The following is a 25,193-nucleotide window of genomic DNA, read 5'->3' as shown; positions in this document are numbered from 1 at the left end:
CAAAGATAGGGATAAACTTTTATATCACAATGATATTCAGCAAAAAAATCATATCTATACTGCATATCTAATCCAAAATCACTAACTTTGTCGCCTGAAAATAATAGGTATTATATGCAAAAGATTAGAAACATTGCAATTATTGCCCATGTGGACCATGGGAAAACGACGCTCGTTGACAAGATGCTTTTGGCCGGAAACCTTTTCCGCAGCAACCAGAGCACAGGTGAATTAATGTTGGATAACAATGACCTGGAGCGTGAACGAGGTATAACGATTCTCTCAAAGAACGTTTCTATCAACTACAAAGACACCAAGATTAACATTATTGATACTCCGGGACACAGTGACTTCGGAGGTGAAGTGGAACGTGTATTGAATATGGCGGATGGATGCATTCTGCTTGTGGATGCTTTCGAAGGTCCTATGCCGCAGACACGGTTTGTATTGCAGAAAGCTCTGCAGATTGGTCTGAAACCTATCGTTGTTGTGAATAAGGTGGATAAGCCAAATTGCCGTCCCGAAGAAGTGTACGAGATGGTGTTCGACTTGATGTTCAGCCTGAATGCAACCGAGGACCAGCTGGATTTCCCCGTTATCTACGGTTCTGCCAAGAATAATTGGATGAGTACCGACTGGCAGCAGCCGACTGATAACATTTATCCGCTTCTGGACTGTATCTTGGAGAATATTCCTGCCCCCGAACAGTTGGAGGGTACACCGCAAATGCTGGTTACTTCGCTGGATTATTCTTCGTATACCGGGCGTATTGCTGTGGGCCGCGTACACCGTGGCATATTGAAAGAAGGCATGAATGTGTCTTTGGCAAAGCGTGACGGGAGTATCGTGAAATCAAAAATCAAGGAATTGCATACATTCGAAGGTATGGGCCGTGTAAAGGTGCAGGAAGTGTCTTCCGGTGACATCTGTGCGTTGGTAGGTATCGAAGGATTCGAAATCGGAGATACGGTCTGCGATTACGAAAATCCGGAAGCGTTGCCGCCTATTGCCATTGATGAACCTACGATGAGTATGCTCTTCACCATTAATGACTCTCCGTTCTTCGGTAAGGAAGGTAAGTTTGTTACTTCCCGCCACATCCACGACCGTTTGATGAAGGAGTTGGATAAGAATCTTGCACTTCGCGTGCGCAAGAGCGAGGAAGACGGCAAGTGGATTGTTTCCGGCCGTGGCGTGCTTCATCTTTCCGTACTGATTGAGACCATGCGTCGTGAAGGGTATGAGTTGCAGGTAGGGCAACCGCAGGTAATCTTCAAGGAGATTGACGGCGTGAAATGCGAACCTATTGAAGAGCTTACCATCAATGTTCCCGAAGAATATGCCAGCAAGATGATTGATATGGTGACCCGTCGTAAAGGTGAAATGGTGAAGATGGAAAGTGCCGGCGAACGTGTAAATCTTGAGTTCGACATGCCGTCGCGCGGTATCATCGGTCTGCGTACCAATGTGTTGACCGCTTCTGCCGGCGAGGCTATCATGGCACACCGTTTTAAGGAATATCAACCGTATAAGGGTGAGATTGAACGGCGTACCAACGGTTCTATGATTGCCATGGAGTCCGGTACGGCTTTTGCCTATGCCATTGACAAGTTGCAGGACCGCGGCAAATTCTTCATTTTCCCGCAGGAAGAGGTTTATGCAGGCCAGGTAGTGGGCGAGCATTCCCATGACAACGACTTGGTGATTAATGTAACGAAGTCCAAGAAGCTTACCAATATGCGTGCCAGTGGTTCGGATGACAAGGCACGTCTGATTCCTCCCGTACAGTTCTCTCTTGAGGAGGCACTGGAGTACATCAAGGAGGATGAATATGTGGAAGTTACTCCTAAATCAATGCGTATGCGTAAGGTTATCCTCGATGAGCTTGAGCGTAAACGCGCAAACAAGAACTGATAAACAGAAGAGTTTTAGTTGTTATATATGAAAGGAGTGCCCCGCCGAAAGGTGAGGCACTCCTTTTTATTGTCGTCATTCAAACGAAAGTCAATCGATGAATTTTACCTTTGCCGCATTACGGGGTTTGGCAGTGGGCGTTTCGTCCGGATAGCCGAAAGCGATACAGTAAAGTAGCTGATAGCCTTCCGGAATATCCAGTTTCTTCAGGTATTCGGCAGCAGCCGGAGTAGAGGTCATGAAGCGCGTGGGACCGCCCAAGCAGCAAGAACCGATTCCCATGGACCAGGCTGATAGAATCATATTCTCACCCAGCAGTCCGCAGTCAATCTGCGAAAGGTCATAAGACGGGTCATTGGCAATAAATACTACTGTAGAAGCGTTGCGAAACATGTTCTTGAATTTCGGGTCTTCGGCGGCTTTGGGATTTTCCTTCTTGTAGATTTCCGTGATGCCGTTGATGAAATCCGGGTTATCCACTACACGCACTTCCCACGATTGCTTGTTCTGTCCGTTGGGTGCATTGATACCGCAATCCAGGATAATCTGCATGGTGTCGCGATTCACGGCTTGCGGTTTGTACTGGCGGATGCTGCGGCGTGACATGATGGTTTCAATCACCGCATTCTCTTTGCTTTCATTTGCATTGGCAACTTGGGTCTCTTTCTGGACCTGGGCACCGCAACTGCAGAGCAGTAACAAACTTGCGCCTGCCAACATCAATCTGATACTTTTCATATTGCTTTATTTGAATAATGGTTTCTGCAAAACTACTAAAACTTTCGGATTATCAATGAGATAGAGATATTAAAAAAGAAAAAAGGCATCTCCCGGAGGAGATACCTTTTCCATATGTTTCTAACTTTATTGTCAGATTAGAGCTTCGGACCAGCAGCAACCAAAGCCTTACCAGCTTCGTTGCCAGTGAACTTAGCGAAGTTCTTGATGAAGCGACCAGCCAGGTCTTTTGCTTTTTCTTCCCATTGGCAAGCGCATTCGTAAGTATCGCGAGGATCAAGAATCTTCGGATCTACATTAGGCAATTCAGTAGGAACCACGAAGTCGAAGAAAGGAATAACCTTCGTCGGAGCCTTGTCGATAGAACCGTCGAGGATAGCGTCGATGATACCACGAGTATCTTTGATAGAGATACGTTTGCCGCTACCGTTCCAACCAGTGTTAACCAAGTATGCCTTAGCACCAACCTTGTTCATCTTCTTAACCAATTCTTCTGCATATTTAGTAGGATGCAAGCTCAAGAAAGCAGCACCGAAGCAAGCAGAGAATGTCGGAGTCGGTTCAGTGATGCCACGTTCTGTACCAGCCAACTTAGCAGTAAAGCCAGACAAGAAGTAGTACTGAGCTTGTTCAGGGTTCAGGATAGATACCGGAGGTAATACACCGAATGCGTCGGCAGACAAGAAAATTACCTGGTGAGCGTGAGGACCCTTGGAAACCGGCTTAACGATGTTATTGATGTGGTAGATAGGATAAGAAACACGAGTGTTTTCAGTTACGCTCTTGTCAGCGAAGTCAATCTTACCGTCAGCAGCTACTGTAACATTCTCCAACAGAGCGTCACGCTTGATGGCAGCGTAGATATCGGGTTCGCTTTCTTTATCCAGGTTGATAACCTTAGCATAGCAACCACCTTCGTAGTTGAATACACCTTCGTCATCCCATCCGTGTTCGTCGTCACCGATCAACAGACGTTTCGGGTCAGTTGACAAGGTAGTCTTACCAGTACCGGACAGACCGAAGAAGATAGCAGAGTCAGTACCTTCCATGTTAGTGTTGGCAGAGCAGTGCATAGAAGCGATACCACGCAACGGGTTCTTGTAGTTCATGATAGAGAACATACCCTTCTTCATTTCACCGCCGTACCAAGTGTTCAAGATAACCTGTTCGTTGGTCTTCAAGTTGAATACAGTAGCTGTTTCAGAGTTCAGACCCAGTTCCTTGTAGTTGTCAACTTTTGCCTTAGAAGCGTTGAATGATACGAAATCGGGTTCTCCGTAGTTAGCCAGTTCTTCAGCAGTCGGGCGGATGAACATGTTAGTTACGAAGTGAGCCTGCCATGCCACTTCCATGATGAAACGTACTTTCATACGAGTAGCGGGGTTGGCACCACAGAAGGTATCAACAACAAACAGACGCTTGCCGCTCAGCTGCTTAACAGCTTTAGCTTTCAAGTCAGCCCAAGCTTCTTCAGAGCAAGGTTTGTTGTCGTTTTTGTATTCTTCAGAAGTCCACCATACAGAATCCTTGCTGGCTTCATTCATTACGAAGAATTTATCTTTAGGAGAACGACCGGTATAGATACCTGTCATTACATTTACAGCACCCAGTTCAGTTACCTGACCTTTTTCAAAACCTTCCAAACCTGGTTTGGTTTCTTCTGCGAACAGTACATCGTAAGACGGGTTGTGGATAATTTCCTTCACGTCTTGGATACCGTACTTGCTTAAATCTAAATTTGCCATTTCTTTTAATGATTTAAAATGTTGGTATTTGGTTTATAATCTCTTTCCTTAATCTCTTTTTACCTTTGATTTACAAGGAAAAACGGGTGTAGAAAAGCTCTTTTTTTCCTGCTTTTCAGCAGGTCCCTTGTTTTTCGCCTACAAAAGTAATACTTTCTTTTTAAAGAAAAGCTCTATTAGAGAAATTTTTCTCTAATAGGAAATCTTTTATAAAACCATAACAATATCTGCTAACTGAATGTTGCAAATTGGGTGAAATTCGTTTACTTTGCACATCAAAACATTCTATAATTATGAAGGTTATCAACTTTGCCGAGACAAATTCTGTCTTGAACCAATACGTGGCGGAAATTCGTGATGTAGCAGTCCAGGGCGACCGTATGCGCTTCCGCCGTAATATTGAACGCATTGGAGAGATAATGGCGTATGAAATGAGTAAGGAACTGACGTATTCTGTCAAGCAGGTACAGACTCCCTTGGGGGTGGCGTCGGTCAGCACACCCGATGACGAGGTGGTGATTGCCACTGTTTTCCGTGCCGGATTGCCTTTGCATACTGGATTCTTGAATATGTTCGACCATGCCGGGAACGCTTTTGTTTCCGCTTACCGTTATTATAAGGATAAGGAATGCCGTACGGTGGATGTACACATCGAATACATCGCTACTCCGGATTTGTCCAAGAAGACATTATTGATTGTAGACCCGATGCTTGCCACGGGAGAAAGTATGGAATTGGCCTGGAAGGCCTTCGTCACCAAGGGGATGCCGGCCAAGTTGCAGATAGCTTGTGTCATAGCCAGCCAGCAGGGCGTAGAGCATCTGGAAAAGCTGTTCCCTGGAGATGAAGTGACCTTGTGGTGTGCAGCAATCGACCCGGAGATGAACGAGCATTCCTATATCGTTCCCGGGCTGGGAGATGCCGGAGATTTGGCGTTCGGTGACAAGATATAAGGTTCATATATCTTTTCCATCAGCCTTTTCCCAAGTGCGGGCCTATAATGACCCGGTTCATAATAATTGTGGATGTCTTCCGTGTATTCGTTGATACCGGTGAAATCAAATACATTCCGTTTTCCGAAGAAGCGCTTCAGTGTCTTTACGTCGGCAGGGTTTATGTTGACTTGCAGGTAGTCGGGACTGATAATGATTTTTACATCGGTATCATGTTTCCGGCAAATCCACTTTATTTCCTGCAACAGATTGATTTGCTTTTCCCTGAGCACTTGGGGGGCTTCCCGGTATTTCCCGTCTCTATAATTCTTCATTTTCTCTTTGGTGAATTCTCCTTTCCGGTTTTCCCAGTACTTATCTCCCTCTTCCTTTATCATTTTCTCTCTGGGATTTAACACGTCATTGGTTACCGGGTTTCGGGTGGAGCCATAGGGGTTTATAACCCCTTTCATGTAAGGGCGATAGGTATGGAACAGCTTGTAGTCCAGATAGGGGAAGAGAAAGTTCGGGTAGAAGAAGGCTTGGCAGAATTCCTTCTGAAACTTGAAGCTGCTTATTCCCGATATGGCGGGTGGCAGAATGTTGGAATGTCCGGTCAGGCAACGGTCGTTGTGCAATGATTCCTTGTCGATAATCAGCAGCAGGTTCTTGATTGTTGCACCTGCCTTGTCCAGTGCCTTCAGCTTCAGGCAGACGGCGGCAAGGCTTTCGGCATTTCCGAATAGCCGTACGGCTCTTCCGCCGTGGAGGTATTTCTCCCATTCATGGCATTGATAAGCCATAGTGCAGGAGTTTCCCATGATATAGGAGTCGATGGGGATGGTATCCCGGTTGTTCAGATACATCTGCCACCCCACGTGCCCTTCGTTTAGTACAACCGGGGTTTGGTCGTATCGTTCATAGTTCTTCAGGACCATGAAAGGGTCGTCCAGGAAATAGACTGCCAGTAGGGCTATAAAAGGGATAAAAAGGATAAAGAGCTTTTTCATGAAACGTATGGCTGCGTTCCGTTCGCTGTTTTTCTTCATCATGTGTCTTTATTGTCAAAATTGTAAATATATGAAGCTGTCCGAGTTGAACTGTCCCAGTGTGAAAAGTATTATGGCGAGCAGATAATAGATACTCCATCTTACGGCTGCCGGCTGTCGTCCGAGGGCTTCTAGCAAATCATGCTTGGACATGAAATATTCGTAAACCAATATCAGTACGAGTGCGCTTCCTGCCACAATGCTGTTGTGGTCCGGCATTCCGATGTTCATTTCCTTCCAACTGTAATGTACGCCGAAGGAGAGGTGGCTGATGTAGTGGAACGCTTCGGCCATAGAACTTGCCCGGAAGAATATCAGAGATACGGCAAAAAGTAGGTAGGTCCTTACGACGGATAATGTGGCATATAAGCGGCTTCCCAATTGGGCTTTCAGTCTGCGGTGAAATGCTGTGGTCTTCATCTCGTAGAAGATGATGACACCTTGAATTAGTCCGTAGACAGCGAAGTTCCATCCGGCACCATGCCAGATACCCAGTCCCGTGAAGGTCAGCGCCAGACTTAGAAATACGCCCCATTGTCCCCATCCACGCAGGTTCGAGGACAACGGGAGGTACAGATAGTCGCGTACCCAGAATGAAAGCGACATGTGCCATCGGCGCCAGAAGTCGGCAGTGGTCTGTGCAATGAACGGCCGGTTGAAGTTTGGGCTGAGCTTGAATCCCAGCATGCGCGCTCCTCCCAATGCGATGTCGGTATATCCGGAGAAGTCGGCATACAGCTCTATCGGATATAGGAGGCATGCCATCAGCAATTGCACGCCCGAGGCTGTGTATACCGACCCGAAGACACCGTCTATGTATGGGGCGATGGAGTCGGCCAGTATCAGTTTCTTTATTAGTCCCACGACAATCAGTCTCATTCCGTAGACCATGGATGTATAGTCCGTGGCTTTGCAGGACTTCAGTTGGGGGAGCATGTCACTTGCTCTTTCTATGGGACCGGAAAGGAACTTCATGAAGAAGAGCATGTATATCATGAAGTCGGGCAGGCTCTTTTCCGGTTCTTCTTCTTGCCAGTAGATTTCTGTCAGGTACGAAATGGCCTGGAAAGTATAGAAAGAGATTCCCAGTGGAAAGAGAATGTGGCAGTTTGTAAGCCGGTCAGCATACCGGAATGCCAACCAGCTTACAACCAGAAAACACACACCTGAAAAATAAATTCCCTTCATGCCGCTTTCCCGCTTGGCCTGTCCTATCCATTTGCCAAGGTAGAAGGTGGTAAGCGTGAGGATGAGGGCCGTTATCAGAAAAGCGAGGTGGTAGAAGCCTATGAAGAGGCAGCTGGCTGTCAGTAAGGTCGCTTTTCTGAATCGTGAAGGAAGCGTATGGTATAGAATGAAAGTACACGCAAACAGTACGACGAAGTTCAGGGATATGAATGACATTTCCTAGTTGGTTTTGGTTAAAATGGCATGGCAGATGTCTCCCACGTTTTTGAGTTTTACAATATCTCTGAAGGTGAAGCGTACATTGAATTTCTTCTCTATCTTGTTTATCAGTTGCATGTTGGTCAGTGAATCCCATCCTTCCACATCCTGGGCGGTGGTCTCATTGTCAAGTACAATGTTCTCTCTTTTCAGTACCTCCCGAAAGATGAGGCTCATTTCATTCAAAATAGTCTGTGTATCCATTGTCAAGTTTAAATTAGTTCTTGTATTTTCTTTCTGTCTGTTTTGCTACTGGTGTTCAGCGGAAACTGTTCCAGGCAATGCATATGCTTGGGAATCATGTAGTAGGGAAGCCTGCTATACAGATATTCCTCCATCTGCTGTTTGTCGAGCTGTTTCTTCTCTACGACGAGATGTAGTTCGCACTGATTGCCGTTGTCGTATTTGGGAATGACGACTACACGGCATTCACCGTTGAAAAAGTTTTTTGCCACATGTTCAATCTCGCTCAGCTCGATGCGAAATCCTTGTATCTTTATCTGTGAGTCTTTTCGTCCGCAATAGATGATGTCACCGTCGGCATCCATCCGGCAGAGGTCTCCCGTCTTGTAGTATACTTTTCCATTGGCGGTCTCTACGAGGCATTCCCCGTTTTTTTCGGGAGCATTCCAGTATCCACCCATCACTTGATTGCCGCTAATCCATAGTTCGCCGGTTTCTCCGGTAGGCAGCGGGCGACCGTCGTTATCCATAATTAGGGCATCGATGCCTTCGAAAGGCCTTCCGATAGCGGTCATGCCGTTGTGATGCTTGCAGGAGGTGACGGGTATCCGGTAGGCAGTGCAGTAGATGGTTCCCTCTGTCGGTCCGTATAGGTTTATGAAAGAGGCATTGGGGACACATTTTCTGAAAGCATCCAACAGCTCCGCGTCAGAAGCCTCGGCAGTAACCACTAGATATCTAAGTGCGGGGAGGTGTATCTCCGGAAAATAGGGACGTAGCAGCTGGAGCAGTGAAGGGGCCACGGCAGCGAAGGTCAGGTCGTATTTTTCCAGAGTTTCAATTACGTTGATGTATTTCACGCCTTCCGGAGAAACGGTGTATATGCAAGCACCCAGCGTCAGCGGATATAGAAAGGATACGATGGAAACGTCAAAAGTGAGTTCGAACATCTGCAGCATCCGGTCGTTCTCGTCCAGTTGCCAGCCGAGGCGGTGGTAGGCGGTATAGAAAGCATTCAGGTTACGGCGGGAGATGGGTACTCCTTTGGGTTCGCCCGTGCTTCCGGAGGTAAAGATGATGTAGGCATTTTCCTCTTCTGCCGTATGGAGGATGTCTTCTGCGGCATGGAACGTGGCGGAGTTCTCTGCCTGCTCTATTTCGGAGGTACATATCAGTTCCAGATTCCGGGTGTCGAGGTTCAAGACATGGATATTCTCGGTATGCAGCACGAGGCGAATGCCTGCCGAGTCGGCAATTCTGTCGTTCCTATGTTTGGGGTAGGAAGGATGCAGGATGACGTATGTCTTTCCGCAAATCAGTGCAGATAGTATGGATGCGTATGTTTCCAGTCTGTTTTCTGCGACGATGCCGATAATTTTGTCTTCTCTGTCCTTGAATAGGGAGGATATTTTCTGTACGCAAGTTGCCAGCTCTCCATAAGTGCAGGCCGTGTCTTCGATGACGAATGCCGGTCGGTCGGCATATTTGCCGAAGGCTTTCATGATGTCGCCAATCAAGTCATTTGGATACTTTTTCATTTAGTCCGTTATGTTATAGTTCAGTTTTTGCGGAAGCGATGTTTGTCCGTCGTTCATTAAAGACAGTGGTTTCCCGCAATCTCCCTACCGGGAAATCCTTAAGATTTCTAAAAAAGGAGGGATACTGTTCGGAATAAAAGAAACAGAGGGGGCAAATACATACTCACCACAGGATAACACGGATTAACACTGCTAAAAGCTCTTTATTATCAGAACTCCTAAGGCAATCTGTGTTAATCCGTGTTATTCTGTGGTGAGTATGATATACTCTTCGGGCAAAATGGGTTTGCGAACAAAGTCCTTATTTTGCCCAGAACAGTTTGTGGTAGTAAGTGTCTTCGGCTGACACCTCTTTATAGTAGGGATTGTAGTTGACTTCCGTATTCGGGTATCTCCAGCGGTTCGGCACATTTGTGATGGTACCGGCCACTTCGGGGAAGGCCAGGCCGGACGGATAGCCGGTACGTCGGATATCACTCCATGCCTCACGACTGGCTAGGAAACCGAAATGCAGCCACTTTTGGGTAATGATAGCATCCAGCTTGTCTGCATATTCCGTGCTGTTCCATTTGGCAGCAGCGAAAGAGGCTGTTTCTTCGGCAGTGGGGGCATTATACCGGCGTGCGTTTTCACCCGTACTTACCGAGTCGTAATAGTAGTAAAGCGTGATGGACTGGCTGACAGCCTTTTTGAACTCTTCTTCCGCTTTTGCTTCATTCTTTGCCACTCCATACCCCATTTCATAGGATTCCGCTTTCAGGAAATGGATTTCGGGTGAGGCCATTATCAGCATGTCGAATTTATCGTTTTCCCAAAAGAAACCTTTCTGCGTGATTTGTGAGAAACCGGTGTTGCTGGTATTGACTTCGTCTTGTGCCTGCGAGTTGTAATATTCCGTCAGCTCATCTGCCACGGTAAGGTCTGTGCCCAGATAACGGTGTTCGTCCAATTGACCGGTGTTTTGGTTGGTAATCTTCACGGGATTGAAGTTGAGCAGGATGCGCGGGTCGTCTTCTCCTTTCACATAAACGCCGCTCAGTGGGTCATTGCTGGTCATATCATAGTTGCCATGGCCCAGCATGCGGTCGATGATGGCGCCCGAAGCAAGTCGGTTAGTTACCCAGTCACCCAGTCCGTGGCCTGCGGTGAAGTTCAGTTGCCCAGACTTCTGGTTGACAATGAGAATGTTGTTTTCTTGTTCCTCTATCAACGGATAGGCTGACGGATTTTCCAGGATTTCCTTGATGGCGGTACGGCCTTCCGCCTGCAAGTCTCCTTGCGCGGCTACGCGCATGGCAAGGCGCAGTCGCAAGGAGTTTGCATAGCGTTCCCATTTGTCCATGTCCCCGTTGTTGATAAAGTCTTGTGTATTGAAGTTCCTCGGTGTGGGGATGGAACGGAACCGTGGAGCAATTTCTTTGAGCTCATCAAGAATGGTTTTATAAATATCCTCGGCCTTGTCATAATGAGCATACGATTTACCTACATCGTTGGTAAGCGGCAGCGTACAAGCTTCCGAGAAAGGCATATCCCCGAAAACGTCCACTGTGGCGGCAAAGAAATCGTACAACTGTACTTTGGCGGCAAGATAGAATGCCTCGTCCTGGGCTTGTTCTGCCGCGCTTTCTTCCTCGTAGAGAGATTCCAGCTTACGGAACTGGGCCAGTGCCGAATACACATTGTCCCACTGTCCGTCAATAGCGGGTATATAGCCGGGGGTATACATATCCGTAGTGTTGGAGTAGCCGAAGGTTTGTGCATACTTGCCCGTAAACTGTGAATCGAATCCGAAGAACCGGTTGTATTCGTAAACATCATAGTCCTTTACTTTTTGGAAGACTCCTACCATCAGATTACTGATGGTGACTTGGGTTACTTTGGAGGGGTCTTCGTATTTGCTGTCGAAGTCATAATCCGTACAGCCTGATGTTGTCAGGAGGAATGCTCCCAATGAAACAAGAGATAATATCTTTGTCTTTTTCATACTCTTTTTTGTTTTTTGGATGGTTGTTTTGTCAGAAACTTGCACGAAGTGAAACACCGAAACTGCGGGTAGCTGTGGTAGAACTTCCCACGGTAGCCTGGTTGGCCCAGGATGTTCCGACGGACGACTCCGCATCGTAGTTTTTCAGTGCTTTGTAGAAGTAGAAGAGATTACGTCCGAAGACCGACACACTCAGCCGGCCCAGTCCCAGTTTGGAGATCATCTTTTCGGGAAATTGGTAGCCGATGGTCAATTCACGCAGTTTGACATAAGAATTGTCGAATACCGAATGGCGGTATGTCAGCTGTTCGGCCTCCGTTCCCCAATTATAGGTGGTGTTGTAGTAATAGCCTGCCGGAATGATACGTGTGTTTCTTTCGCCAGTGGAGGCCACTACACCCGGAAGAATGATGCCGTCGTGGTAGATTATCTCTCCGTTGGGGCCGACACCCGTGGAAGGGTCTACTTGTACCGGAATTCCGCTGGAATTGTTGTCGCCCGGATAGTAATAGGATAGTCCGCCGTGTTCCGTATCACGGTACTTCAGGGATTCGGGTGTCAGACCCACTGCGGTGGCATATTGGTTCATTTCGTTGATAACATCTCCTCCGATGCGGAAGTCGATACTGAAATCGAGGAATACATTCTTGTAGGAGAAAGAGTTGAATAGACCTCCTACGCCTGCCGGATTGATGTTGCCGACTTTCTGCAATTCGGTTTGGTTGAGGTAAAGACCTTTATCGGAAACGAGGTACTCACCGTTTTCGTTCACCTGGGGAACCTGCGCATAGATGTCACCCATTGGCTGGCCTTCCACAGCTTGTATTTTTATTCCACTACCTCCGGAGTTGAGTATTTCCAGATAGGGCACTCCATCGGCCAGTTTCACTACTTTGTTCTTATATACACCATAGTTGGCTGTCAGGTCCCAGCGGAAATCTCTGGTCAGTATGGGAGTGGCACTGATTGATATATCCCAGCCGTGGTTGGCTACCTCGCCCACATTCATCAACACATTCTTTACGCCTGATGTGGAAGGTTGCGGCGTGGAGAGTATCTGGTCCTTTACACGGTTGTTGTAGTAAGATACATCTATACCCAACCGGTTGTTTAAGAACTTGCTTTCCAGACCTATCTCGTATTCGTACTTCTTTTCCGGACGGATATCTGCATTCCCCCATGAAGAGGGAATGGTGTTCCAGGTGAATCCGTTGTCCGAACCTTGCTCGTAGACGATATTGGCGGTATAGGTTTCAGGAGCATTTCCTACGATACCGTATGAGAGGCGCAGTTTTCCATAGTTCCACCATGACGGCATGTGGAAGGCTTGGGTGAAGAGGAAACTCAGATTGGCGGAAGGATAGAAAAAACTTTGGTCTTTTAGGGTAGACGAGCGTTCCTGGCGTCCGGTCAGTTCAAGGAATAGATAGTTGTCCCATCCCAGGCTCAGTGTACCCATATAGCCGGTTTTCAGTAGTTCCATACGTTGCAGGGTACTGCTTGGCGTGTAGCGGCTGGCATTGAGGTCGAACCAGTTTTCCGTGACAAGCCCGCCATTGGTGGAGACCCTGATATTGTTCATATTTTCGTAGCGTCCGGTCCAGCCTACGGTGGCGGCAATGTCGAAGCGGTTGATATTATAGTTGAAGTTCAACATAACATCTCCATAGACAATGTCGTAACGGCGGTTGATGGACTGGAAGCTACCGTTGGGGTCGTATAGGGAATTGGGTTGTTCGCTTTCATATTTCAGTGTTTGCTTCACATCTGTGATATCAGTTGAAACCTGGGCGCGCAGACTCAGCCAGTTGGTTATCTGCCAGGTGGGGCGAATCATACCGATGAGCCGGTTCTCTGTCTCGTCGCTATGGTGATGGTACATATTCCACAGCATGTTGTTCACTCCGGTGGCGTAACTGGGGTCGTAGGCCCATGATTCCTCAGGAGTCAGCGTGGCGTTTCCTCCGACAAAGGTATTACGGTATCCCAGACTGGTGACGTAACTTTGTTTCAGATAGGGAATGTCCAGGAAGGTGGAGAACATGTTGCCGAAACCGCTGTATAGGTTGAGCGAGGTTTGCGGGCGGTCTTCTACATTCTGTACGATGTAGTTAAGGGAGTATTCCAGTTTCAGCGGTTTCGCCAGTTGATACGAACCGGTCAGCTTGAAGTTGTGTTTGGTGAAGCTTCCGGTCAGGGCATTGGGAATCTCGTCCATGAATGTGTAGGAGAAGCGGTTGCTGGTGGTTTCCGTCCCTTGTGAGATGGCGAGATTGTAAGTCTGGGTCCAGCCGGTGCGAAACAACTCTTTCCACGGGTTGTCGGTCAGTGCCTGGTAGGGGCGCATCTTCCCGTCCCAGTAAAGTACCTCGCTGCCGTCGTATTTCGGGCCGAAGGACAAGGTGGTGGAACGGAGGCTTTTGTAGCTTTGTCCGTTTAGGGTTCTCTGATAGAAGCCTCCCGTCTGTTTCTCATAATCGCTGTATGCGGTGTTGTAGGTTCCCGGCCCGTATACGGTCTGTACTTTTGGTAGATAAGCCGGTAAGTTTGCCATGACTTGGGCATTGAAGTCCACCGTCAGCTTGCCGCTTTTGGCGCGCTTGCTAGTGATGACTACCGCACCGTTTGCAGCCTCCGAGCCGTAGAGAGCTGTGGCGGAAGCTCCTTTCAGAATACTGAGGCTCTCGATGTCCTCTGGGTTGATGTCTACCAGACCATTGGAACGGATTTGTCCGTCGTTGCCAAATTCGGCGAAGTCCGTGCTTTTACCCGTGCCGCCGTTGCGGATGGGTACACCGTCCAGAATGATGAGTGGCTGGTTATTTCCAGTGATGGAAGTCAGTCCGCGTACGTTGATGGAGACAGCTCCGGCAGAACCGCCTTGTGTCTGTGTGATGCGGACTCCCGGTGCTTTACCGTACATGGCAGAGGCAAAGTTGGGTGCTCCTGCCTTTACCAATTCGTCTGCACTGATGGTACTGATGGCATAGCCGACACGTTTCGTGTCTTTTTTGATACCCATTGCCGTTACTACGACTTCTTTCAGTTGCTGGGTATCTTCGCTGAGTGTAATCTTCAGGTCGCCTTGCTTTTTTCGTTTTGCCAGGTTTATCTCCCGAGTAGCATAGCCCATGTAAGCGATAGAGAGTGTTGCATCTGCAGGAACGGTCAGTGTGAAGTTGCCGTCCACATCGGTAATGACGCCGTTGTTGGTGCCTTTCTGTATGACGCTGGCACCGATAAGCGGTTCTCCCGTTACATCTCTTACAATGCCTGTAATGGTTCGGTTCTCTTGTGCAAAGGCTGTTCCGGTGAAAAGAAATGTTAATAACCAACTTGCAATAATCAAACTTTTTTGGAAGTGCGACGCTGAATGTGGAATGTCACACCGTTTTCTCATCCTGATTTTCATACTACTGAAAAATAATTGATTTATCTTATTATAAATGTTACGTCCTTTCGGCAGATATTTTAGCAAGAGGTATGCCAAACGAAAGGCAGACTATCCTTTTAAGGATGAATAATGTTGATAATCAATTGCTTATTTTCTATCGGGAAAAAGGGAAGTTCGGGTGTTTGTGGTGTGGAGATGTGGAAAAAATCCACAGTAGGTATTCCACAATTTCCCTCTCTTCCCTTGAAGTCTTGTTGTCGACCCTTATTGGTAGCCTTGTTCATCGGAGGTATGCTCTATCACTACAATAAAATCTGGTGCAGTTGCAGTGGTTGCATTTTTTTTCAGGGTGGGAGTGTTTTTGACCTTTATCCGGGAAGGATTACTCGAACGAAAGAGCTATCAGCCTGCGGTTTGTGAGATTGATATTAAGCCAGTATAAATCAGAGAATTACTTTCAAAATGTGACTACTATGGTTACTGTGGCAAATATAGTTATTCTTGATGGAAGAACTGCATGTTTGGCGTAATAAGTATCTATGTTTGGGAGAGAAAGGATAGGGAGGTACTCTTACTTTTAGGAAATTAATATCATGTTTGCACCTTATTTGTTTCGTGCAAACATGATATTAATAAATCTTAGTGGTTTATTTTACTTCCCACGTATCATTCGTCATCAATAACTCCTCGAAGTTGTGATACTTCTTCTTGGCAGACACCTCTTCGATTTGTTCATGAACAGCATCGTCGTAAGTAGGAGCTTCCACATCGCGGATAACACCGAGTGCAATCGGGAAGTCGGGACCTTCCATCAGGGCAAGCTTCAGTTGCAGGGTGTTGTCCATGCAGTGGGCATCGTGGATGAGGATATCCTTCTCTGTAATGCCGTTCTCACCGAGTTTCACGACTTTTAGACCAAAGCCTTCCTGCATCAGTCCGTATTCGTTGTTCTCGCCGAAGAGCATTGGTTCGCCGTGTTTCAAGTAGATAGCATTCTTGGCGCGGTCTTCCTTTTTGGCTACGGAGTCATGCGTACCGTTATTGAAGATAACGCAGTTTTGCAGAATCTCGCAAACGGAAGCCCCTTTGTGAGCCATGGCTGCCTTCAATATTTCCACTGTCCCCGGAGCATCGGTAGCTACCGCGCGGGCAAAGAAACGGCCGCGGGCACCGAAGCAAAGCTCTGCCGGGTGGAATGGATCTTCTACCGTACCATAGGGAGACGACTTGCTGACGAAACCACGTGGAGAGGTCGGAGAATATTGACCTTTGGTCAGACCGTAGATGCGGTTGTTCAGCAGAATCATGTTCAGGTCGATGTTACGGCGTACGGCGTGGATGAAGTGATTACCGCCGATGGCCAGACCGTCACCGTCGCCGGAGATTTGCCATACCGTCAGGTTGGGATTGGCAACCTTGGCACCTGTAGAGATGGCAGCAGCACGTCCGTGGATGGTCTGCATCGCATACGTATTCATGTAATAGGGCAGACGGCTGGAGCAGCCGATACCTGAGATGACGGCATTCTCCCAAGGAGCTTTGCCGATTTCTGCCATTGCTTTGTGCAGTGAAGCCAGAAAGAAGTGGTCACCACAACCCGGACACCAACGGGGTTGTCCTTTTTTATAGTCTTTTGCTGTATATTCGCACATAATCTTTTTTAATTGATAGTTGATAATTGATAGTTGATAATTGGTGGCTGGTCATTGATAATCCGCATATTACGCATGGTTATTATCAATTGTCAACTGTCAATTATCAATTAATTTATTGAACGCTGCGACCAGCTCGGCAACGACGAACGGTTGTCCTTTGACTTCGTTGAACTGGTACGGGGTGAAGTTGTCTATCTTCATACGTAGATAACCTGCAAATTGTCCGAGATTCTGTTCGGCAACTACCACCTTCTTGTACTTCTTCAGAACGGTTTCCGTGTTCTTGGGGAGCGGATTCAGATAAGTGAAGTGGGCGAGGGCAACCTTCTTGCCTGCCTTGTTCATCTCTTCCATGGCCGAATACAAGTGGCCGTATGTACCGCCGAAACCGACAATCAGCAAATCGGCATCGTCTGCACAGCCTTGCACTTCTACATCAGGTACGGGGATTTTGGCAACCTTCTCGGCACGCAGGTGGCACATCAAGTCATGGTTTTCGGGATCGGTGGAGATGGCACCGGTATTGCTGTCTTTCTCCAGACCGCCGAGGATGTGCATATAGCCTTCTTGTCCGGGGATGGCCCAATAGCGGACACCTGTTTCGGGATTGCGTTTGTACGGAGTATAGTTGTCCTTCATTTCGGAAGTCACGTAGGGAGGGGTGATGGCGGGATAGTCTGCCAGTTTGGGCAGCTTCCAGGCGCCGGAGCCATTGGCAACAAAGCCGTCGGTCAGCAATACGACCGGGGTCATGTGCTCCAGTGCAATTTTGCTTGCCATGTAGGCTGCGTCGAAACAGCTTGTGGGTGAAGAGGCGGCGATGACGGGCATTGGGCTTTCACCGTTGCGGCCGAACAATGCCTGCAACAAGTCTGTCTGCTCTGACTTGGTGGGCAGACCGGTAGAAGGACCGCCACGTTGCACGTCGAGCACAACCAGCGGAAGTTCTGTAATGACTGCCAGGTTCATAGCTTCCGATTTCAGGCAGACACCGGGACCGGAAGTGGAGGTCACAGCCAGCGCACCTGCAAAAGCGGCGCCGATAGAAGTGGCGCAACCGGAAATCTCGTCTTCGCATTGCACGGTCATCACGCCCAGAGACTTGTGCTTGGAGAGTTCGTGCAGTACATCGGTTGCCGGAGTAATGGGATAGGAGCCGAGGAACAGCTTCAAGCCAGCCTTTTCAGCTGCGGCGATGAAACCGTAAGCAGTTGCTTTGTTCCCCGTGATATCCATGTATCTGCCGGGAACGGTAGTCTTACTTTCAATCTTATATGTATGGGCTACGGAAGCATGGGTGTTGTGTCCGTAGTTATATCCTGCATGGATGACCTTGATATTTGCCCCGGCAATTTCGGGCTTTTTGGCGAATTTCTCGCGGATGAAATCTTCGGCTATTTTCAGATCGCGGTTGAACAGCCAGCATACCAGGCCTACTGCAAACATATTGCGGCATTTCAGCATGGACTTGTTGTCCATTCCGGTGTCGGCAAGGCAGTCTTTCACCATCTTCGAGATGGGGGCGGCGATGACATCCTGCTTAATACCCATTTCCTCTATCGGATTATCGGTCTTGAAAGCGGCCTTTTCCAAGTCTGACTTCTGGAAAGCATCTGTATCGATGATGATACAAGCAGTGGATTTAGCAAACTTATATTGGGTTTTCAGTGCGGCGGCGTTCATCGCTACCAATACGTCGCATTTGTCACCTGGGGTATAGACTTTCTCTGCACCGATATGTACCTGAAAACCGGAAACACCGGTGAGTGAGCCTTGCGGGGCGCGGATATCTGCCGGATAGTCGGGGAATGTACTGATATCATTGCCCACGGTAGCCGAAACTGTTGAAAAGATGTTGCCGGCGAGCTGCATACCATCGCCGGAGTCTCCGGAGAAGCGGACTACCACTTGCTCCAGTTCTTTGACCATCATGTCGTTTGCCATAACTTACGAATTACTATAGATTAATTTTTGGGGGTTACTGTATTCTATCACTGACCGACAAATTTCGTAAAGTTAATCGGATTAACAAAACTTTTTTCGGAAAATCGACAGAATACATTATCTTTGCATCCGCAATCTACTGCAATATGCAGAATCTATGCAAAAGGTCTTGTAGTTCAACGGATAGAATAGAAGTTTCCTAAACTTTAGATCCGGGTTCGATTCCCGGCGAGACTACAAAAAAGGAGGAAATCCATTTCGGATTTCCTCCTTTTTTAGTTTATAGTTTTTTGTCCAAATTCTTATTTGGCTACTTCTACAGCTGGTTCGGTACCTTTTTTGTTCTTCATCAGCAGATATGCGATAGGAGATGCAACGAACAGAGAAGACAGTGTGCCGAATACAACACCCAGAATCATGGCAAATGCGAAGCTGCGGATGGAATCACCACCGAGGATGAAGATACACAGTAACACAATCAAAGTACTCAGTGAAGTATTGATGGTACGTGCCAGAGTTGTGTTCAATGAGTCATTGAACAACTGGAATCTGTCACGCTTCGGATAGAGGCCGAAGAATTCGCGTACACGGTCGAAGATTACCACCTTGTCATTGATAGAGTAACCGATAGCTGTCAGGATGGCACCGATAAAGGTCTGGTCGATTTCCAGAGAGAACGGCATCCAGCCCCAACAGATAGAGTAGGCACCCAGGATGATGATGGTATCACAAGCCAATGCGGCTACTGAACCGATACTGTATGCAATATTGCGGAAACGGATCAGGATATAAATACCGATGGCAATCAATGCAAGTACAACGGACCAGATGGCTGAAACCTTGATATCGTCTGCGATACTCGGACCTACCTTCTGGGAACTGATGATACTTCCGCCCGTATGGTTTTCACGGTCGATGAAGGTTTCCAAAGTGATGTTCTGAGTCAGCAACGGTTTCAGTGTTTCGTATAAGTATGCTTCGATTTCAGAGTCAATGTTGTTACCTTCTTCTTCGATACGGTAGTTGGTACTGATACGTACGGTCTTACCGTCCGTACCGATGGCGATAACGCTGACATTGGCATCGCCGAACTTGCTGGAGATAAGCTCGCGAACTTGTTCCGGCTCTACCTTATTCTCAAACTGTACTTTGAAGTTACGTCCACCAGTGAAATCGATACTCTGGCTCAATCCACGGGTAGCGAGGAAAGCGATACATATCACTATGATAGCTCCCGTAGTGGTCAGCCACAATTTGTTCTTGCCCATGAAGTCGAAGTGTGCATTCGCCATCAAGTTCTTTGAAATCTTGGAAGAGAATGTCAGATTCAGCAGTTTGTCCTTGCTCATGAAATGGTCATAGAACAGACGCGTCATGAATACGGCAGTAAAGAACGAAATCAAGATACCGATAATCAATGTAGTGGCAAAACCACGGATAGGACCTGTACCGAAGTTGAACAAGATAATACCGGTGATGATAGACGTCAAGTTGGAGTCGAAGATAGCAGAGAAGGCGTTGGAGTAACCGTCAGCCAATGCTTTCTTTACACCCTTGCCTGCACGGAGTTCTTCTTTGGTACGTTCGTAAATCAATACGTTGGCATCTACAGCCATACCCAGTGCCAACACCATACCGGCAATACCGGACATCGTCAATGCTGCTTGGAAAGAGGAAAGGATCCCCAATGTGAAGAACAAGTTCAGCACCAAAGCACCATTGGCAACCATACCCGGAATGAATCCGTACATAGAGCACATGTAAACCATCAGCAGAATCAATGCTACGATGAATGACATGATACCGGCATTGATGGAAGCTTGTCCCAGTGAAGGACCTACGATATCTTCTTGTACGATGTGCGCAGGAGCTGGCATCTTACCTGATCTTAACACGTTTGCCAAGTCTTTTGCTTGTTCCGGAGTAAAGTGACCGGTAATCTGTGAGTTACCGCCAGTGATTTCATTGTTTACGTTCGGTGCGGAATAAACATAACCATCCAACACGATAGCGATGCTCTTGCCGATATTCTGTTTGGTGAGCTGAGCCCAGCGACGTGCACCGTCAGTGTTCATAGACATACTTACGGCAGGTTTACCGTAATGGTCGTATTCGTCTTTGGCGCTAACCACTACATCACCTTCCAGAGGCGCCTTGCCGTTACGTTCTGTGGAACGGATGGCATAAAGTTCGAAAGTCTGAGCTTTCGGATCATATTCATAAGGAGATACTCCCCATTTCAGACGCAAGTCTTTCGGCATTTCGGCCTGAACTTCCGGCATGGAAAGGTATCTGTTGATTTCAGCTGTATCCTTGTAGTTGGCATAGGCTACAACAGGACCTTGTCCGCTGGGGTTGACTTGCAAGATTGCGAACAGCGGGTGTTCTTTCTTTATTTGTGCAAGGTCAGCGGTTTGTGTCTTGTTTTCACCCTTTAAAGCAGCGGCAAGACTGTCGGCTGTGCTGGTAGCTTGGGCTACGGCAGGAGCTTCGGTAGCTGCGCTGTCTGCCTCTTCTGCCGGAGTTTCGCTTGCAACGATGGCACGCAACTTGGTGTCGGCAGCTTGCAGATAGGGAGTAACGTCTTTTGCTGTGTATGTTTCCCAGAATTCCAGATTGGCAGAACCTTGTAATAATTTTCTTACACGTTCAGGCTCTTTGATACCCGGAAGTTCTACCATGATACGGCCCATTTTGTCTTCCAGACTTTGGATATTGGGCTGAACTACACCGAAACGGTCGATACGGGTACGAAGTACATTGTAGGAGTTGTCAACAGCTGCCTTTACTTCTTCGCGCAATACTTTCTCAACTTCCGCGTCGGTAGATTTCTGAGTTACCTTGTCTTTTAATTGTTGGGTTGCGAACAGCTGTGACAGCGGAGCACCCGGAGCAAGCTTGTGATACTCTCTGACGAATAGGGTGATCACGTCATCCTGGCTTGTGGTAGCTTGCTTGGCGGCAGTGGCCAATGCTTGGTTGAATGCTTCGTCAGTCTTGTTGTCAGCCAATACTTTGATGACATCGGGTACGGAAACTTCAAGGATGACGTTCATACCACCCTTCAAGTCCAAACCTAAACTGATTTCCATCTCACGACATTGTTTCAGCGTCCAATTGCCGAAATACACTTTCTCATTAGCCAGAGAATCGAGGTAGTCCTGCTCTACTTTCACATCGCCTTTTGCAAACTCTTTGGCCTTACTTGTGTAATGGCGAGTTACAAAAGAGAAGGAGAGATAGAACACACACACCAGTGTGAGCAATATCGCAAAAACCCTTACAAATCCTTTGTTTTGCATGTTACTTTTAGTTTATTATGATTACTTTTTAATTAAATTCTGTTGCATACAAGGCTGCAAATATAGCTTTTTTTTCACAAATCTTACTTCATACCGCGATTTTTTAACATCGGGTCTAATTGAGGCTCAGTTCCTCTGAAGTTTTTATAGAGAGTCATCGGGTCTTCGCTGTCTCCTTTTTCCAGAACATTCTGGCGGAAGAGGTCGGCTGTCTGCTTGTCGAAGATACCGTGTTCCTTGAAAGCTTCGAAGGCATCGTTGTCCAGAACATTGGCCCAGAGATAGCTGTAGTAGCCTGCAGCATAACCGCCGATGATGTGGTTGAAGTATGTGGTACGGTAGCGGGGAGCTATTTCCGGAATCAGCCCCAGTTGGTCCATCGCTTCTTTTTCGTATGCAACGACATCAAGATCTTCGGTATCAGTCAGGTTATGCAGGTTCATGTCGAGGATGGCGGCGGCCAGCAACTCGGTAGTCATGAAACCCTGGTTGAACGTTTTCTGGTTCAGTATCTTTTCAATCAGGCTGTCGGGAATGACCTCGCCGGTCTTGTAATGCTTGGCATACATTTTCAACACTTCGGGTTCGGTAGCCCAATGCTCGTTGATTTGAGAGGGGAGTTCCACGAAGTCGCGTACGACATTGGTGCCTGAAGTACCTTTATACTGGCATTGGGTCAATAATCCGTGCAGGGCATGGCCGAATTCATGGAACAAAGTTTCCACTTCGTCGATAGTCAGCAGGGAAGGAGTGTCGCCTACGGGCTTGGTGAAGCTGCATACGTTGCATACCAATGGACGTATGCTGCCTTGTTGTTCGCGGTAATTGCTCATCCAGGCACCACCGCTTTTGCCGGGACGGGGGAAGTAATCTACATAGAAGATACCTACTTGTGAGCCGTCTGCGGCTTTCACTTCAAACACTTCTACATCGGGATGATAGACGGGGATACCTTCGAGCTTTGTCAGCGTGATGCCATAGAGCTTATTGGCAACGGCAAAGGCGCCTTCACGTACGTTTTCCAGTTTGAAGTAGGGCTTAATCTCTTCTTCTTCAAGGTTATATTTCTCCTTACGGAGTTTTTCGGTGTAGTACCACCAATCCCATGCTTCCAGTTTCTCTCCTTTGCCTTCCTTGTCCATCAGCTTTTGCAGTTCGGCTGCTTCGGCTTTTGCTTTGGGGAGTGCATAACTCCACAAGTTGTTGAGGAAGTCCATCACGGCGGTGGAATTCTTTGCCATTGTATTGTCCAATACAAAGTTGGAGTAACAGTCGAAACCCAGCAGTTGCGCCTTTTCAAGTCTCAGGCGTACGATGTCGGCAATGATTTTCTTGTTGTCGTTCTTGTCATTGTTATTGCCGCGGTTGATGTAGGCCTTGTACATCTGTTCGCGTAGCGGCCGGTTGGCGGAGTATTGGAGGAAAGGCAGGCGGCTTGCATTATGGAGGGTAAACAGCCATTTGCCTTCCTGTCCGGTGGCACGGGCTTCAGCCATGGCGCTTTCGCGGAACCATTGGGGAAGTCCGGCGAGGTCTTCCTCTTTTCCTACATAAAGCTTGAAGTCGTTGTTTTCGTTCAGGATGTTGTTGCTGAACGTGATTCCAAGTGTGGAAAGCTGCTTGTTGATTTCACGCAGACAGGCTTGTTTGTCGGCCGGAAGATTGGCACCGGAACGGATAAATTTCTTATGGGTTTTTTCCAGCAGCCTTTGTTGTTCGCGGGTCAGGCCGAGAGCATCTTTCTGGCTGTAGACAGCATCCACTTTCTTGAAAAGCTCCTGGTTGAGGGAGATGTTGTCTTCATGTTCGGCCAATGTCGGAGCCAGTTTCATGGAAAGGGCTGTCAGTTCATCGGTAGTTTCGGCCTCCGTCAGGTTGAAAAATACACCGCCTACACGGTCCAGGGTGGGAGAGCTGTTGTCGAGGGCAACAATGACATTTTCGAAAGTAGGGGCTTCCGTATTGTCAATGATGGCTTGGATATTGGCGTTCTGCTCTTCTATACCTTTCTGGAATGCGGGTTCATAGTGCTCCAACTTGATTTTATCGAATGGAGGCACGCCATTGGGTGTTTGAAACTCAGTAAGGAACGGATTGCTTTCCGTCTGGGTGGCACAGGAGTACATCATACAACTTGCTGCTAAAATTAGAATACATTTTTTGAACATTGTTTTCTAAGTATTAAATGTTTAAGTATTAATTTTCAATATCTCTTAGTGATATAGCACCATATCGGATAGTGGTCTGACTCTTTGATGGAGCGGTCTACTGTACAATTGTAGGCTCTCAGGTTCTTGCTTGTCAGTATGTTGTCTATCCGGAAATAGAATCTGTTCTGGTTGTAGGAGATGCCCAGCCCCCGTCCTGATTGGGTGAATGCGTCGTCCAAATCCTGGGCGATGGTGCGGTGGGTATAGGAGATGGGGGTATCGTTGAAATCGCCGCATACAATAATGTAAGGATGCGGTGAAGCGGCTATTTCATGTGCAATAGTGTCAGCTTGCGGGGCACGGATGGCCGATGCTTCTGCCAGCTTGCGTATGAGCAGGCGTGCGCCGCTTTTCACTTTTTCCTTTTCGGGAGATTTCAGCATGTCTTCGTACACGACTTTATCGGCTTTGGTCAGCTTGTTGGACTCCAGATGATTGTTGATGAGGGTAACCGTGTCTTCCCCAATCTTGATTTCATAGAGTACCGAACCGTTGTATTCGCTGGGATAATCCAATATGCGTGACGAGAGAATCGGAAATTTAGAGTAACATGCTATCTTGTTGGTATGTCCCTTTCCGCTACCCACTGTGTTGATGCGGTGGTATGGATATGCCTTGAGTTCCCGCTCTACGTCTTTTTGCGAAAGATGCTTTGAGGATTGTACTGTGGAATATTCCTGCAGACAGAGGATATCGGCGCCACTTTCCTTCAAATAGGTCAATATCGGGTTTTTGCCATCTTGTTTGGCGGCACCGTCAAATCCCATAATGTTGTAGGAGAGCAGTTTGATACTTGTTTCCGGTAAGTGGTCTGTATGGAAGTTGATGGGCAGATAGGTGCGTATCTGCGAATAGCAGAGCAACATCCCTATTAGGGGCAGCAAAACCGACCTATAGCGCTGGATGACCAGCCAAAAAATGAGGAAGCCGGCATTTATCATCAGGAACACGGGAAATGTCAGCCCCAGGCACGATTGCACCGGATGTGTGACCGGCTGGATGTGCGGACTATAGGCGGTGAACAGTAATAGGCCCGTAAATAAGGCATTGACCGCTAAAATCAGGAGAGCGACAAAATTACCGAGATGCTTCATTATAATAGTTGAAAATTGAAAGGTGAAAACTGAAAATAAGAGTGGCGGTTATATTCTCATTTTTC

Annotated in this window: 15 protein-coding genes and 1 tRNA gene; 3 read left to right on the top strand and 13 right to left on the bottom strand. The window is 47.5% G+C overall.

The features are described from left to right. Positions 1-114 precede the first annotated feature (114 nt). A complete protein-coding gene (gene typA / locus DXD65_RS12880; protein ID WP_005830735.1) occupies positions 115-1,914 on the top strand; it encodes a translational GTPase TypA in 1,800 nt (599 codons plus the stop codon). Positions 1,915-2,004: 90 nt separating this feature from the next. Here the strand turns inward: typA and DXD65_RS12875 are convergent, their stop codons facing one another. Together DXD65_RS12875 and pckA are read right to left on the bottom strand one after the other, a co-directional pair. After that, a complete protein-coding gene (locus tag DXD65_RS12875) occupies positions 2,005-2,652 on the bottom strand; it encodes a nitroreductase family protein (RefSeq protein WP_022400767.1) in 648 nt (215 codons plus the stop codon). Between the two features lie 137 nt (positions 2,653-2,789). Beyond that, positions 2,790-4,397, bottom strand: a complete 1,608-nt coding sequence (gene pckA, locus DXD65_RS12870; protein ID WP_008662559.1) for a phosphoenolpyruvate carboxykinase (ATP) — start codon at positions 4,395-4,397, stop codon at positions 2,790-2,792. A 293-nt stretch (positions 4,398-4,690) separates the two neighbouring features. On the opposite strand from pckA, the gene upp reads away from it, so the two are divergent. After that, on the top strand, positions 4,691-5,350 hold the full coding sequence (gene upp, locus DXD65_RS12865; protein ID WP_005830723.1) for a uracil phosphoribosyltransferase: 660 nt from the start codon (positions 4,691-4,693) through the stop codon (positions 5,348-5,350). Here upp and DXD65_RS12860 read toward each other — a convergent pair. The 8 genes from DXD65_RS12860 to DXD65_RS12825 form a co-directional block, all read right to left on the bottom strand. Next, a complete protein-coding gene (locus DXD65_RS12860) occupies positions 5,293-6,381 on the bottom strand; it encodes a hypothetical protein (protein WP_005830721.1) in 1,089 nt (362 codons plus the stop codon). The genes upp and DXD65_RS12860 overlap by 58 nt on opposite strands. A gap of 12 nt (positions 6,382-6,393) precedes the next feature. Further along, positions 6,394-7,782 (bottom strand): MBOAT family O-acyltransferase, encoded by a 1,389-nt coding sequence (locus DXD65_RS12855; protein ID WP_008662563.1) that lies wholly within the window; start codon positions 7,780-7,782, stop codon positions 6,394-6,396. A 3-nt stretch (positions 7,783-7,785) separates the two neighbouring features. Then, complete coding sequence (locus tag DXD65_RS12850) at positions 7,786-8,028, bottom strand: acyl carrier protein (RefSeq protein ID WP_005830717.1); 243 nt, start codon at positions 8,026-8,028, stop codon at positions 7,786-7,788. An 8-nt stretch (positions 8,029-8,036) separates the two neighbouring features. Beyond that, positions 8,037-9,545 (bottom strand): amino acid adenylation domain-containing protein, encoded by a 1,509-nt coding sequence (locus DXD65_RS12845; protein WP_008662567.1) that lies wholly within the window; start codon positions 9,543-9,545, stop codon positions 8,037-8,039. A gap of 301 nt (positions 9,546-9,846) precedes the next feature. Continuing rightward, complete coding sequence (locus tag DXD65_RS12840; protein ID WP_008662569.1) at positions 9,847-11,529, bottom strand: SusD/RagB family nutrient-binding outer membrane lipoprotein; 1,683 nt, start codon at positions 11,527-11,529, stop codon at positions 9,847-9,849. Between the two features lie 31 nt (positions 11,530-11,560). Further along, positions 11,561-14,941, bottom strand: coding sequence for a SusC/RagA family TonB-linked outer membrane protein (locus tag DXD65_RS12835; RefSeq protein ID WP_034532661.1), 3,381 nt, complete (start codon positions 14,939-14,941; stop codon positions 11,561-11,563). 629 nt (positions 14,942-15,570) lie between these two features. Next, a complete protein-coding gene (locus DXD65_RS12830; RefSeq protein WP_005834397.1) occupies positions 15,571-16,575 on the bottom strand; it encodes a 2-oxoacid:ferredoxin oxidoreductase subunit beta in 1,005 nt (334 codons plus the stop codon). A gap of 99 nt (positions 16,576-16,674) precedes the next feature. After that, positions 16,675-18,522 carry a 2-oxoacid:acceptor oxidoreductase subunit alpha gene (locus tag DXD65_RS12825; RefSeq protein ID WP_009037628.1) on the bottom strand — a complete coding sequence of 616 codons (1,848 nt, stop codon included), beginning with the start codon at positions 18,520-18,522 and terminating at the stop codon, positions 16,675-16,677. Positions 18,523-18,687: 165 nt separating this feature from the next. Here DXD65_RS12825 and DXD65_RS12815 point away from each other — a divergent pair. Further along, positions 18,688-18,759: transfer RNA gene (locus DXD65_RS12815), tRNA-Arg, on the top strand. A 65-nt stretch (positions 18,760-18,824) separates the two neighbouring features. Here DXD65_RS12815 and secDF read toward each other — a convergent pair. The 3 genes from secDF to DXD65_RS12800 form a co-directional block, all read right to left on the bottom strand. Continuing rightward, complete coding sequence (secDF, locus tag DXD65_RS12810) at positions 18,825-21,824, bottom strand: protein translocase subunit SecDF (protein ID WP_008662577.1); 3,000 nt, start codon at positions 21,822-21,824, stop codon at positions 18,825-18,827. 83 nt (positions 21,825-21,907) lie between these two features. Beyond that, complete coding sequence (locus DXD65_RS12805; protein ID WP_009037630.1) at positions 21,908-23,992, bottom strand: M3 family metallopeptidase; 2,085 nt, start codon at positions 23,990-23,992, stop codon at positions 21,908-21,910. A 35-nt stretch (positions 23,993-24,027) separates the two neighbouring features. Further along, positions 24,028-25,128, bottom strand: a complete 1,101-nt coding sequence (locus DXD65_RS12800) for an endonuclease/exonuclease/phosphatase family protein (RefSeq protein ID WP_117887705.1) — start codon at positions 25,126-25,128, stop codon at positions 24,028-24,030. Positions 25,129-25,193 lie beyond the last annotated feature (65 nt).

It is taken from the genome of Bacteroides sp. 4_1_36 (assembly GCF_003466325.1).
Lineage (GTDB): Bacteria > Bacteroidota > Bacteroidia > Bacteroidales > Bacteroidaceae > Bacteroides > Bacteroides uniformis.
Note: the sequence above shows the minus strand (reverse complement) of the source record. Positions and strands in the feature narration are given on the sequence as shown.